This is a genomic window from Kitasatospora sp. NPDC001159, from assembly GCF_053598235.1.
Map to the genome: position 1 here is coordinate 1 of NZ_JBSFJV010000146.1, position 13,283 is coordinate 13,283.

The 13,283-nt window shown below is 69.3% G+C and carries 8 protein-coding genes; 6 read left to right on the forward strand and 2 right to left on the reverse strand.

Going from position 1 to position 13,283, the window contains the following annotated elements:
• Window positions 1-659 precede the first annotated feature (659 nt).
• Window positions 660-1,787, forward strand: coding sequence for an NADH:flavin oxidoreductase (locus ACWC9T_RS38015; RefSeq protein ID WP_449825606.1), 1,128 nt, complete (start codon window positions 660-662; stop codon window positions 1,785-1,787).
• A gap of 178 nt (window positions 1,788-1,965) precedes the next feature.
• On the opposite strand, the gene ACWC9T_RS38020 is transcribed toward ACWC9T_RS38015, so the two are convergent.
• Complete coding sequence (locus ACWC9T_RS38020) at window positions 1,966-2,289, reverse strand: hypothetical protein (protein ID WP_449825607.1); 324 nt, start codon at window positions 2,287-2,289, stop codon at window positions 1,966-1,968.
• Window positions 2,290-2,537: 248 nt separating this feature from the next.
• Entirely contained in the window at window positions 2,538-4,610 is a 2,073-nt protein-coding gene (locus ACWC9T_RS38025; RefSeq protein WP_449825613.1) for a HelD family protein, read from the reverse strand.
• A 626-nt stretch (window positions 4,611-5,236) separates the two neighbouring features.
• Between ACWC9T_RS38025 and ACWC9T_RS38030 the strand changes: the two genes are divergently transcribed.
• The 5 genes from ACWC9T_RS38030 (at window position 5,237) to ACWC9T_RS38050 (ending at window position 13,135) form a co-directional block, all read left to right on the forward strand.
• Window positions 5,237-6,727 (forward strand): Dyp-type peroxidase, encoded by a 1,491-nt coding sequence (locus ACWC9T_RS38030; RefSeq protein WP_449825608.1) that lies wholly within the window; start codon window positions 5,237-5,239, stop codon window positions 6,725-6,727.
• A 26-nt stretch (window positions 6,728-6,753) separates the two neighbouring features.
• Complete coding sequence (locus ACWC9T_RS38035) at window positions 6,754-8,862, forward strand: flavin monoamine oxidase family protein (RefSeq protein ID WP_449825609.1); 2,109 nt, start codon at window positions 6,754-6,756, stop codon at window positions 8,860-8,862.
• Window positions 8,859-10,691, forward strand: a complete 1,833-nt coding sequence (locus tag ACWC9T_RS38040; RefSeq protein WP_449825610.1) for an alpha-keto acid decarboxylase family protein — start codon at window positions 8,859-8,861, stop codon at window positions 10,689-10,691. Before ACWC9T_RS38035 ends, ACWC9T_RS38040 begins: the two co-directional genes overlap by 4 nt.
• Window positions 10,692-11,480: 789 nt before the next feature.
• Window positions 11,481-12,065, forward strand: a complete 585-nt coding sequence (locus tag ACWC9T_RS38045; RefSeq protein ID WP_449825611.1) for a TetR/AcrR family transcriptional regulator — start codon at window positions 11,481-11,483, stop codon at window positions 12,063-12,065.
• Between the two features lie 89 nt (window positions 12,066-12,154).
• Window positions 12,155-13,135 (forward strand): zinc-binding dehydrogenase, encoded by a 981-nt coding sequence (locus ACWC9T_RS38050; RefSeq protein WP_449825612.1) that lies wholly within the window; start codon window positions 12,155-12,157, stop codon window positions 13,133-13,135.
• The last annotated feature ends 148 nt before the right edge of the window (window positions 13,136-13,283 follow it).

Consider the following 13,283-nt stretch of genomic DNA (forward strand, 5'->3'; position numbering starts at 1 on the left):
CTGTTGAGTTCTCAAGGAACGGACACTTCCTTCAGGCCGCCTTCCAGCGGGCCCTCCGGGCGCTTCGTTCTTTCGTGTTTCCAGCTTATCAGATGCTTTCCGCTCCGTTTCCGGAGCCTCGTTCATCCAACTCGCCGGTTTCTTCAAGGACTTGACGCCCCGTCCGACGTTTCAAACTCTAGCCGACCTTCGCTCCGAAAAGCGAATCCGGCCCCAATCCGATAAACGCACACGCCACATCAACACCTGACCGCACCGCGACAACGCGAAACGACCGGCGAGGACCGGGAAGTGATGGTTCAGAGGATTGGCCGCCCCGGGACCGTCCGCGCAGATGCGTGTCCGGTGCTCCCTGCCGAGCGACTGGGAGACAGTACCCCTACCCAGCGCCCGAAACAAATTGCAGGAGCATCCACCAGACCCGCATCGGGTCCCGGACACTGGGGGCGCCTCAGTGTCAGGCGGGAGGCCGCTGAGCCGAAGGCCGGTGGACGCACGCCTGCCAGTCCCAGTGCACCGCCATCGTCCCCGGCCGGCGTGCAGTGGCGCGGATCACAGCGGGTTTCGCGCGGTCGACGAAATGCAGAGGCTACCGAGGTGGTTGGTACGGGCAACCGTTTCCGTCCGACGCACACCAGCGCTATCCGCGAGGAATACCCATGACCGTCACCGAGCCCTCCACCTCCCGCGCGGCCGAGATCCTGTCCCGGCCCGTCACGATCAACGGGCTGACCGTGCCCAACCGCATCGTGATGGCGCCGATGACGCGCAGGTTCTCCCCGGGTGGCGTGCCCGGCGAGGACGTGCGCTCGTACTACGCCCGCCGCGCCGCCGCAGGCGTCGGCCTGATCGTCACCGAGGGAACGTACGTCGGCCACGAGTCCGCCGGCCAGAGCGACGACATCCCGCGCTTCCACGGCGAAGAACAGCTGGCCGGGTGGGCCCGCGTCGCCGAAGACGTCCACGCGGCGGGCGGCACCATCGTGCCGCAGCTCTGGCACATCGGCATGGTGCGCAAGCAGGGCGACCCGCCCTTCGCCGACGCTCCCGCCGTCGGCCCGTCCGGCATCCGGCTGGACGGCACCGAGGGAACCGGGCGAGCGATGACCCGGACCGACCTGGACGCCGTCATCTGCGCGTTCGCCGAGGCCGCCGCGGCCGCCGAGCGGATCGGCTTCGACGGCGTCGAGCTGCACGGCGCCCACGGCTACCTGCTCGACCAGTTCCTGTGGGCGGGCACCAATCGCCGCACCGACGCCTACGGCGGCGACCCGGTCTCCCGGACGAAGTTCACGGCCGAGCTCGTCGCCGCAGTGCGTGAGGCCGTCTCCCCGGGATTCCCGGTGATCTTCCGCTACTCGCAGTGGAAGTCGGAGAACTACGACGCCCGCCTGGCCGAGACCCCTCAGGAACTGGAGGCAATCCTCGCCCCGCTCGCCGAAGCCGGCGTCGATGCCTTCCACGCCTCGACCCGCCGCTACTGGGTCCCCGAGTTCGCCGGCTCGGACCTCAACCTGGCCGGCTGGACCAGGAAACTCACCGGCCGCCCCGCCATCACCGTCGGCTCGGTCGGCCTCGACGGCGACTTCGTCCGCGCCTTCATGGGCGAGGGCGCCCCGGTCCAGGGCATCGACAACCTGCTCGACCGGCTCGAACGCGACGAGTTCGACCTGGTCGCCGTCGGCCGCGCCCTCCTCCAGGACCCGCAGTGGGCCGCCAAGGTCCTCTCCGGCCGCTTCGCCGACCTGCGCCCTTACGACGCCGCCGCGGTCCGCACCCTGAGCTGACCACCACACCCCGCGGACCCGGCCGCACGGCGCGTGGAGCAGGACCGGCAAAAGAGCCAGGCCGGCGGTCAGGTCCGGCGGGCAGTGCGGCGACTGCACCGCGTCTGGACAAGCTCGCCCGTGCGGCGGGCGGACGGCGTTACAAGACCCGGGGAGAAGATCGCCGCCCGGGTCGGGGTCATCGCCGCCCGCCGCCGCGTGGTCTCGTGCCTGCGCTGGTCACATCGCCGAGGGCGCCGTTGACGGCTGGTACGCACCGCTGGCCGGCCTGCCCGCCGACAAGGCCGACCCCGCCCAGGTCCTGGTCCCGGGCGTCCCGGGCCTGGTCCCGGGCACGGGCCTGGTCCTGGTCCTGGTCCACCACAAGGGCCAGGGGCCGGTCGAGCGCCGCTACCACGACTTCAAGGGCCCGCTCGCCGTGGCTCCGCTGTTCGTGCAGCCCAACCACCGCGTCGCGGCCCTGGTCCAGGTGATCTGCCTGATCGAACGTCAGGTCAGTCACCCGCGGCGTCCACCTCCACCTCCTCGAACTCCTCGGCATCGAAGTCACCCGAACCCGCTGGCCACAGACCTGAAACAGTGGCCCCTGCAGCGCGGGCCCAGCCCTCGGGTCCAGGCCCCCCGTCGTCGGCAGGCCGCGTGATGCCGGGTGCGGCCACGAGCGGTGAGGCGGCAAGCAGCCCCGGCCGCGCGGGCCGGTGCCTGTACCGCGCCGGGTGCGCCCGCGGCGACGACGCGGGCGCCGAGTCGTCAGGCGGGCTGGACGGTGATTGTGCAGAGGCGCTTGGTGGCCCGGGTCAGGGCTACGTACAAGTCCCTTTCCCCACCGGGGCGGGCCGTGATGATTTCCTCGGGGTTCATGACGACGACCCCGTCGAATTCCAGGCCGCGCGCTTCGGACGCCGGCACGATGCGTGCGTGGCGAGCGATGCCCTGGGCCGTCAGCTCGCTCACCCTGGTGTCCGCGCAGATCACTCCCAGAAGCTCGCCCGGGTGCGCGGTGCTCTGGGCGCGGAGTTCCTGAACGACGGCGGTGACCAACCCGTCCGGAGGTGTGGTCACGGTGCGAGGGCTCTCACCGCTTCGCAGTGACCGTGTGGGCTTCTGGTCCGGAGCGATCCGCGTGAGCAGGTCCCGGACGCTCTCCAGGATCTCCTGCGTGGTGCGGTAGCTGACGGTCAGGTTGTGCAGTTTGAACCGCGGTCCGACGTGGGGGCTCAGTGCTTCCTTCCAGTCGCGTGCTGTCGCGACCGGGCCTGCCTGGGCGAAGTCACCCACCAGCGTCATCGCCCTTGCCGGGCAGCGGCGGACGATCATCCGCCACTGCATGGCGGTCAGTTCCTGCGCCTCGTCGACGACGACGTGCCCGTACGTCCGCTCGGGGGGGCCGTCGACCAGGCTCGCCGCCTCGTCCAGCAACGGCACATCGGCATCGGTCCACGGGTCGTCCGGACCGCGCAGCAGAAGGGACCGCTCCTGCGCGGTCAGGCGGGGCAGGCGCTCGGCGAGAGCGCCGGCGTTCGTCAGGAGCGCCTTCACGAGGTCACCGGGTACCAGCCGCGGCCACAACACCTCGACCGCTCGGTCGACGTCGGCGTCGTCGAGGAGATCGGCTCGGATGGCGTCCAGGTCCAGCTCGTGGACCGGACCCGAGTCGGCCGCACCTTCGGTACGGCGCTGGGCGGCTCCCGTGAACCGGTCGAGGTCCATGCCCGTCATCCTTTCGGCATCGGCGTCGATCTGCTCCAGGAGGTCGCCCATGTCTCGTTGCATCGCGTCGGTGACGGCGTCGACCAAGAGCTCCCTGAACACCTGGCGCGCGGGGTTGTGCCCCGGTACGGCTGCCACGGCGGCGTCGCGTGCCGTGGCGACTTCCTCGCCGGACAGGTGAACCAGTTCCTGTCCGACCCGCACGGTGAAGTCACCGGCAGGGGCTTGGTGGACGCGCAGCAGGCCGGCCAAGGCGTCGGCGAGGTCGGAGCTGCCCTTGAGACGCGCCGTATCGACCGGGTCCACCGTGTCCGTGGACACTCCGGCCACTTCCCGGCAGGTCGCCAGAACGACGTCGTTCTCTCCGAGCGAGGGAAGGACCTGGGAGATGTAGTCGAGGAACCGGGCGTTCGGGCCCACCACCAGGACACCCTCCTCCGCGGCGCGCGGGAACGCGTACAGGACATAGGCCGCCCGGTGCAGGGCGACCACCGTCTTGCCGGTGCCGGGCCCGCCCTGCACCACGGTCACCCCGCGGTGGGCGGAGCGGACGATCTCGTCCTGCTCGGCCTGCAGCGTCGCGACGGCCGCGTGCATCCTGCCCGTACGCCGTGCCGACAGAGCCTCGGTCAACGGGCCGTCCCCCACGACGTCCTCGTCGGTCGGGGCGGTCCCGTCCAGCAGTTCGTCGCTCACCGAGATGACCGTGCGCTCCTCGAGGCGCAGGTGCCGGCGCCGCCGCAGGTCCATCGGATGAACCGGTGTCGCCTCGTAGAAGGGCCGCGCCGCGTTCGCGCGCCAGTCCACGAGCAGAGGCAGGTCATCCTCCTCCGTATGCAGTCCGATCCGCCCGATGCGCAGGGCCGTGCCATCCGTCCAGTCGATGCGCCCGAAGACCAGCCCCTTTTCGGCGCCCTCCAGCCGGCCGATTTCCTTGGCCAGACGCTCGGCGGCGATTTCTCTCTCGTATGCCTCACCGGCGCTGTTCGCCGGGGCCTTCAGCAAACTCGCTCGGTGTACTCGCGCCTCGGAAAGCCGCTCGGTGAGCAACTCATACAAGGAGGACACATAATCCCGCTCCGATTCAACCGCACGCACTGCGGGATCATTCATTTTCGACAACAGGGGGCTCCTTCGATTCGAGCCACACCATACGGTCAATGTTCCCTAAAGATAAGTCTTGACTTACTTGGTGAAGCCGTGGCCCTACGACTGAATCCATGACGGCTGACCGTATGGCGTTCTCCATGCATTCCGCCGTTCCGTATATCGCTGGTTGCGCTCCCGATGCCCGCCTGCCTTATGGGCGAGCCCGCCCTTGGATGCTGGCGATGTTTTGCCGCGCTCGGGAAAAGGGGGAAGATCCGGCGAGGCGACCGGCGCCATCGGTTCTCACTGCCAGGGGGCATCTGGTCGCTTCGCCTGGCGCCCCGACCGAGGAGACGAGCGCAGAATGGGTTAAGCCCTCGACCGGTCCACCACTGCCCGACGCGTGCCGACGGCCCCGTCTCAGGGCCGCAGCACCACGCCGCCGTCGGTCGCGGCCGACCCAGAGAACGGATCGGTGCACTCTCACCGCGCCACAGGCGCAGGCAGTCCCGTCAATCTTGCGGTGACACTGCGTGAGCCCGTCGGGAGGCTGACGTCCGGTTGACAGGACTCTCGGCGACGAAGCTACGTTGAGTACAGGACCCATCACACTTTGCGATCACCCCTGCCTGTAACCGAGGAGCCCCAGCGTGACCACGACCCCCACCCGCCCCACCGCCGTGCCGTCCATCGAGCAGCTGCCCCAGCCGAAGCTGCGTACGAACACCGACATCCAGGGCAACATCCTGGCGGCGTTCAACAAGGACTTCATGGACTTCCGCTATCTGCACTTCCCGGACGCCGCCAAGGGCCGCGGCTGGCTCTCCGCGATCCTCAACACCGTCGCGACGACCAGCGAGACCGAGGACTTCAACGAGCAGTTCTCGCTGGCCCGCCGGGCCTTCGGCCGCGACCCCGCCATCACGGCCGTCCGTTGCGGGGTCTCGCTCACCTTCGAGGGCCTGGTGACGGTCGCCAACAAGCCTGATCAGGTCAAGAAGGACCTCAGCACCTTCAGGTCGTTCTGCGCGGGCGCGGCCGCGCGGGCCGAGGTCCTCGGGGACACCGACGAGAGCGACCCCAAGCAGTGGCTGTTCGGCGCCGGGACCGGCGACAAGGTCGTGCACGCAGTTCTCATCGTCGCCGCGGACACCGAGGAGCTACTCAAGGAGAAGCTGAGGAACCTCGACGCGGTCGAGAGCACGCACCAGATCAATCGCGTCCACGTCGACCAGGGCCGCACCCTGACGGGCCCGCTGAAGGGCCACGAGCACTTCGGCTACAAGGACGGCATCTCCCAGCCCGGTGTGAAGGACTTCCACCGGGAGAACCCGGCGCGCAAGGGCGTCCGCGACAACCACGCGGGGACCGAGCTGATCGAACCCGGCGAGTTCGTCTTCGGCCACAAGAGTGAGAAGGGCGACCGGAAGGCGCCCGAGTGGATGAAGAACGGTTCGCTCCAGGTGGTGCGCCGACTGCGCCAGGACGTACCGGGCTGGAACAAGGCCGTGGCGGACGGCGTCAAGCAGTTCACCGGGACCATGGACGCCACCCGGCTCGGCGCCTGCCTGGTCGGCCGTGAGAAGGACGGTGCACCGCTCGCCCCTCCGTGCGGCGCCGTGACCGGTCTCGGCTCCGACCGCAACGACTTCGACTACGAGAACGACCCCATCGGCCAGCACACCCCCTGGATCGCCCACATCCGCCGCACCCACCCGCGCGCCTTCGCCGGCATCGTCGACGACAAGCCGAAGAGCCACCGCCTGATGCGCAGGGGCATCCCGTACGGCCCGGAGTTCAAGGGCGGCGCGGACGACGGCAAGGACCGTGGGCTGATGTTCGTCTGCTACGGCACCTCACTGGAGCAGCAGTTCGAGCTGGTCCAACAGCACTGGTCCAACGACCCCGAGTTCACCCCCGGAGACCCGAAGCCCCCCGCGCACGGCCCCAACGGCTTCGACAAGGTCATCGGCCTCGCCGGCAAGGCCGAGATCGGACTCGCGGACGGCGCCCACGGCACGGTCGACATGAAGCGCTTCGTCCGCACCACGGGCGCGCTCTACGCCTTCACGCCCTCGATCACCACGCTGCGCCTCCTCGCCGAGGGCAAGGACCTCCCCAACAAGCCGGTCGGCTCCTGACCGCCGCGCACCCCCGAGGAGACACCGTGGAGAACCCCGTCATCGAGGGCACGGCCGGCGACCGCGCCCGTTGGCAGACCTGTCAGCAGCTGGCGCGCGAGCTGCTGCTGGTCGGTCCGGACGACAAGGACCTGAAGCTGCGCTACCTCGACGTCCTGATCAAGGACGGCATCCCGGAGACGGATGAGCCCAAGGACGTGCTGATCGTCGGCGCGGGCATCGCGGGCCTGGTCGCCGGGAAGCTGCTCAAGGACGCCGGACACAACGTCACCATCCTGGAGGCCAACGCCAACCGGGTGGGCGGGCGGATCAAGACCTTCCGCTCCACCGACGACGAGGTCGACGGACCGTTCCGCGACCCGAAGCAGTACGCGGAGGCCGGAGCGATGCGGCTGCCCAGCTTCCACCCGCTCACCCTGGCGCTGGTCGACAGCCTCGGCCTGCACCGGCAGCTGTTCTTCAACGTCGACGTCGATCCGGACACCGGCAAGCAGAACGCGCCCGTCCCGCCGGTGGTCTACGAGTCCTTCGAGCCCGGCAAGGTCTGGACGTACGGCGCGGACAGCCCGGACTTCCGCGAGCCGGTCAAACGCTTCAACTCCTGGATCCGCACCAACCGGATCCAGGCCCGCCGCAAGGAGTACGCCGCCGACCCGAGCTGCGTCAACGAGGGCTTCCACCTCACCGGCGACGAGGTGCGGATCACCGCCGCCGACATGGTCAACCAGGCGCTGGAGCCGGTCCGCAACTACTACTCGGTGATCAGGGACGGCAAGCGGGTGAACAAGCCGTTCGCCGAGTGGCTGGACGGCTGGGCCCGGGTGATCCGCGACTTCGACGGCTACTCGATGGGCCGCTTCCTGCGCGAGTACGCGGGCTTCAGCGACGAGGCCATCGAGGCGATCGGCACGATCGAGAACATGACCTCGCGGCTTCACCTGGCCTTCTTCCACACCTTCCTGGGCCGCAGCGACATCAACCCGAACGCCACCTACTGGGAGATCGCGGGCGGCAGCTGGAAGCTGCCCGACGCGCTCGCCGAGGAGCTCCGGGAGGAGCTGCGGATGGGCGAGCGGATGATCCGAATGGAGTACTGGGACCCGCGTCGGGACGGCGGGGGAGCCCGGAACGTCGGCCCGATCGGGCCGCAGGTCGCCGTCCAGACCGTCCCCGAGGACGACCCGGAGGCCGAACCCACCGTCTGGAAGGGCGACTTCGCGATCGTCACGGTCCCGTTCTCCGCCCTGCGGTTCGTCCAGGTGACGCCCCCGTTCTCCTACAAGAAGCGCCGGGCGATCACCGAGACCCACTACGACCAGGCCACCAAGGTGTTGCTGGAGTTCTCCCGCCGCTGGTGGGAGTTCACCGAGGCGGACTGGAAGGTCGAACTCGACTCCATCGCGCCCGGCCTGTACGAGTACTACCAGCGGGCCGGTGAGGACGACGCCGAGGCTGCCGTGGCCGCTGCCCACAACGGCCACCGGCCCCCGGGCAACCTGCCGGAGGTTCTGCTCGGCGCGCACGCGAGCGTGGACGAGCACCGGATCAGCCGGGCCCAGCGGGAGGTCTACCAGCACACCCCGCTGCTCCGGGCGAGCGTGCGCCCCGCCACCGACTGCTTCGGCGGCGGCTCGACCACCGACAACCCGAACCGCTTCATGTACTACCCCTCGCACCCGGTGCCCGACGGCGACGGCGGCGGGGTGGTGCTGGCCAGCTACAGCTGGTCGGACGACGCGGTGCGCTGGGACTCCATGGAGGACGACGAGCGGTACGTCTACGCGCTGCGCAACCTCCAGTCGGTGCACGGCCGGCGGATCGAGGTGTTCTACACCGGCTACGGGAAGACCCAGAGCTGGCTGCGCGACCCGTACGCCTTCGGTGAGGCAGCAGTGTACACCCCGCACCAGATGACCAGCTTCCACCTCGACGTGGTCAAGCCGGAGGGCCCGGTGCACTTCGCCGGCGAGCACGTCTCGCTCAAGCACGCCTGGATCGAGGGCGCGGTGGAGACCGCCGTCCGGGCTGCCATCGCCGTGCACGAGGCGCCACCGGCTCCGGCCCCGGTGGAACCGGAGATCCGGCCCGAGGTTCAGGTCCGACAGGAGAGCCGACAGGAGGCGCTGCGCGGATGAGCGGCAACGACGAATGGACGGTGGCCCGTTACCTGGCCACCAGGCTGGAGCAGTTGGGCATCCGGTACCTGTTCGGGGTGCCGGGGGACTTCCTCGGCCCGTTCCTGACGATCATGCAGGCCACCACCACCGTGCGCTGGATCGGCACTCCGACCGAGATGGGCGGCGGCTACGCCGCGGACGCCTACGCCAGGGTGCGGGCCGCCGACGCCGACCCGGACAAGCGCGAACAGGGTGTCGGAGCCGTGGCGGTGACCTACGGGGTGGGCGCGTTCAGCCTGCTCAACACCATCGGCGGCGCGTACGTCGAGGACGTACCGCTGATCGCGATCAACGCGGCGCCGTCCTACGAGCAGTGGCTCAACCACCAGGCGGTCGGCCTGCTCACCTCGCACATGAGCCCGCGCCGGGAGAGCAACCTGGACGTCTACCGGCAGGTCACGGTGGACGCACAGGTGCTCTCCAACCCGGGACTCGCGCCCTCGCAGATCGACAGCGCGATCACCGCGTGCCTGACCGAGCGCAAGCCGGTCTACCTGGAGGTCATGGAGGACCTCTGGCACGCGCCCTGCGAGCGTCCACAGGGTGAACTCCGCGCTCACGAGCGGCCGTTCACCAAGCGGAACAAGGACATACTGGAGAGGGCCGTCACGGCAGCGGTGGAGCTGATCAGGAAATTCGGCACACCGATCGTCTGGGCTGGCGAGGAACTGGTCCGCCAGCGGCTGGAGAACGAGCTGCTGGAGTTCGTTCAGACCACCCGGATGCAATTCTGCACCACGGTCGGCGCGAAGTCCGTGGTGTCCGAACGGCACCCGCAGTTCGCCGGCGTCTACAACGGCAAGGCGAGCCTGCCGGAGATCCGGAAGACCTTCAAGAACGCGGGGTGCCGGATCGGCCTGGGGACCTGGTCCACGTCCAAGAACCTCGGCGGCGAGCAGTCCATCGGCGACGACTGGATCGTGGCGGCACGCGGCGGAGTCAGCGTCGGCGCCACGTACTTCCCCGAAGTACAACTCAGCCGGTTCATCGCCGCGTTGAGCCACGCCCTGGCGGGACAGACCTTCCCGGCCGACCACTTCGCGCTGGCGCACGCGGCGGGCCTGGACGTCCCGGCCAGCACGGCCGACTTCCTGGACTCGCTGAGCACCAACCAGTACCCGCCGGAGCTGACCTACGACAGCTTCTTCGAGCACATCAACTTCTTCCTGGAGCACCAGGCCACCGGCGGGGACCCACAGGCCGACTCGCCGTTTACGGTGATCTCGGACGCGGCGTTCGCGCTGCTCGGTTCGATGAACCTGCGGATCACCGAGCGGGCCGGCTTCCTGGCACAGAACAGCTGGCTGTCCATCGGCTACTCCGTCGGCGCGGCCACCGGCGTGGCACTGGGCCGACAGCAACCGATGAAGCGCCCGCTGGTGTTCGTCGGGGACGGCTCGTTCCAGGAGATCTGTCAGGAGCTGTCCACCCAGGTGCGTCACCACCTGCGGCCGGTGATCTTCGTCCTGGACAACGAGGGCTTCTACGGCATCGAGCAGATGCTGGTCAGCCCCTGTTACTACAAGGAGAAGCCGTCCGACGGGGCCGACTTCTACAACGTGTTGCACCCGTGGCGCTACGAGAAGCTGGCCGAGGTCTTCGGCACGGACAAGGACCGGATGCACGGGTACGAACTCACCACCCACACCGAGCTCGACTCGCTCCTGCTGGACATCGCCGATCCCGGCAACGACCTCAACCACGCGCCGATCCTGGCCCGCGTCCGGCTCAGCCGGCACGACTACCCGAAGGCGCTCCAGTACAAGATCGACGAGAACTGCAAGTAGCCGCCCCGAGTCCACCGGCCCCCGTCCCCGAACGGGGACCGGTGCGTGCTGGACGGCGAGGCTGCCGTCCCTCCCGTCGACCGCACCAGCCGAACCCCATCCGGACGTTCTCGAGCGCACGGAGCTCGAGTTGGGATTCGCCGGAAGCGCCCGCGACCAGCACGACATCGGCGTCGCCAGCGACCCGGACTCCGTCCACGGCGCGCATGTGCACCCACCCGCACGCAAGTCGGCTTTCCGGCATGCCAGGCTCGACCAAGTCCGCCCGGCGCTCCGCCATGCCCGGAACGACCGCACACGCATGAGAGCGGAGTGGGAAGTCGGCCCGGCCGACTTCCCACTCCCAGGGCGTAGCCCGGTCACAGCATCGCAGGTGCGGGTGTCACTCTCCCAGGTGCGCAGCGGTGCCAGCTGAGGTCGTCCTGCCGCGCGAAGTCGCCGCAGGTATTCGGGCCGCGCCGTCGAACGGCTGGACGCCCAGCTCCAACGGCTCGCCGTTCAGGTACCCAGGGCCGAGAGCATGACGCCTTCACTGTCCGAGGACACCTGTGGCAACGCCGCCTCGCGCACGGAGCGCCACACCGCCGGATTCGCCACACTCGCCATGGCTCCCACCCTGCCCTACGGGTTGACGCGACGACCAGACACCCCCCGATCAGGCCTCGTACGGGTGACCTTCCCCGCAACAGCCTGCCCGGGTGTCACAGGTTGACCACCTTCGCCGCCAACCCTCTTCCGCACCGCAGAGCAGCGGTTGTTCTTGAATGAACGCTCATGTATGTTCGTCCCATGCCCAGACGCCGCGAGTTCGAGCCCGAGACCGTACTGAACGGGGCCATGCTGCGGTTCTGGGAGCGCGGCTACCGGGCAACCTCGATCGAGGACCTGGTGAAGGCGACCGGAGTGAAACCGGGCAGCATCTACAGCGCCTTCCCAGGAGGGAAGCGGGCGCTGTTCCTGAAGTCGCTGGAGCGCTACTCCCGGTTGGTCGTGCCGCAGAAACTCGGCGAGCTGGAGGCGGCCGGCGCCGGCCTGGCGGAGCTGCGGGGCTACTTCGACGGACTGGTGCGGGACCTGCTCAGCCCCGAGGGCCGACAGGGATGCCTCCTGGTGAACACCGCGATCGAGAACGCGGCCGAGGACGACGAGGCCGCGGCCGTCGTCCGCGGCCACCTCGCCCGCCTGGAGCGCTGCATGACCACGGCCCTGGAGAACGCCCGCCATCGCGGCGAGATCCGCAACTCGGCGGATCCCGCCGGCAGCGCCAAGCTGCTGGTCGCGACCTGCCAGGGGCTGATGGTCGTGGGCAAGGCCAACCCGGACGAGGCGCTGCTGCGCGCCATCACGGACAACGCCTTCGCCGCCCTCAACTGAGGGCGGCGAAGCAGACAAGGGCCACCGGACACGGTGGCCCTTTCTTTCGGCCCAATATTTGAATAACCATTCAAGAAAAGGAAGCGATCATGCAGGCCATCATCATCTCCACCTACGGCGGCCCCGAGGTACTCACCGTCACCGAGTTGCCCGACCCCGTGCCGGCGGCGGGCGAGATACTGATCCGGGTCAAGGCGATCGGCCTCAACCACGCCGAGGCGTACATGCGCGCGGGCGCCTGGGGCGAGGTCGCCGCCGTCACCGGGATCGAGTGCGCCGGAACCGTCGAAGCCGACCCGTCCGGCGAACTCCCCACCGGCACAACCGTGGTGGCAATCCTCGGTGGCATGGGCCGCACCCGCAACGGCAGCTACGCAGAACTCGTGACGGTACCCGCGACCAACGTGGTGCCGGTCCGCTCCTCACTCGGATGGGCCGACCTGGCAGCCGTCCCCGAGGTCTACTCAACTGCCTGGAGCGGCCTGTTCGGCAACCTGGAGCTGCGCCCCGACGAGACGGTCCTGGTCCGCGGTGCGACCTCCTCGCTCGGCCAGGCTGCCGTCAACCTCGCCGTCGACCACGGCGCCCGCGTCCTCGCCACCACTCGCAACCCCGGCCACGCCGTCCTGCTCAAGGCCCTCGGAGCCGAGGACGTGCTCATCGACGACGGCCGACTGAGCACCAAGGTCCGAGACCGGGGCATCCGCGTGGACGCCGTCCTCGACGTCGTCGGCAACAGTGCCCTACGGGACTCGCTCGCCACTGTCCGACCCCGTGGACGGGTCTGCCAGGTCGGCTTCCTGGGCGGCTTCGCACCGGTACCTGACTTCGACCCGATCAGCGACCTTCCCAGCGGCGTCCAGCTCAGCTTCTTCGGCAGCGCGTTCGTCCTCGGCAGCCCTGAGTTCCCCCTCTCCGACATCCCGCTGGACACCATCTACGCCAAGGTCGAGGCAGGGTCCCTGCGCGCGCGCCCGACTCGGACCTTCCGCTTCGAGCAGATCGTCGAGGCCCACCGCGTGATGGAGAGTGGTCGGGCACTGGGCAAGATGACCGTCATCCTCGACTGAGTGCGACACCGCCCTCCCGCCGCCCGATGGCCCGGCGGGGGGGGGCCGGCGGGGGGGGCGGCGGCCCAGGCCCGCAGGAGGGACAAACAGGGGTGGGGCGGCGGCCGGGGAAGCTGGGCGCGGGGGGACGCGGCCCAGGGGGGGTAGG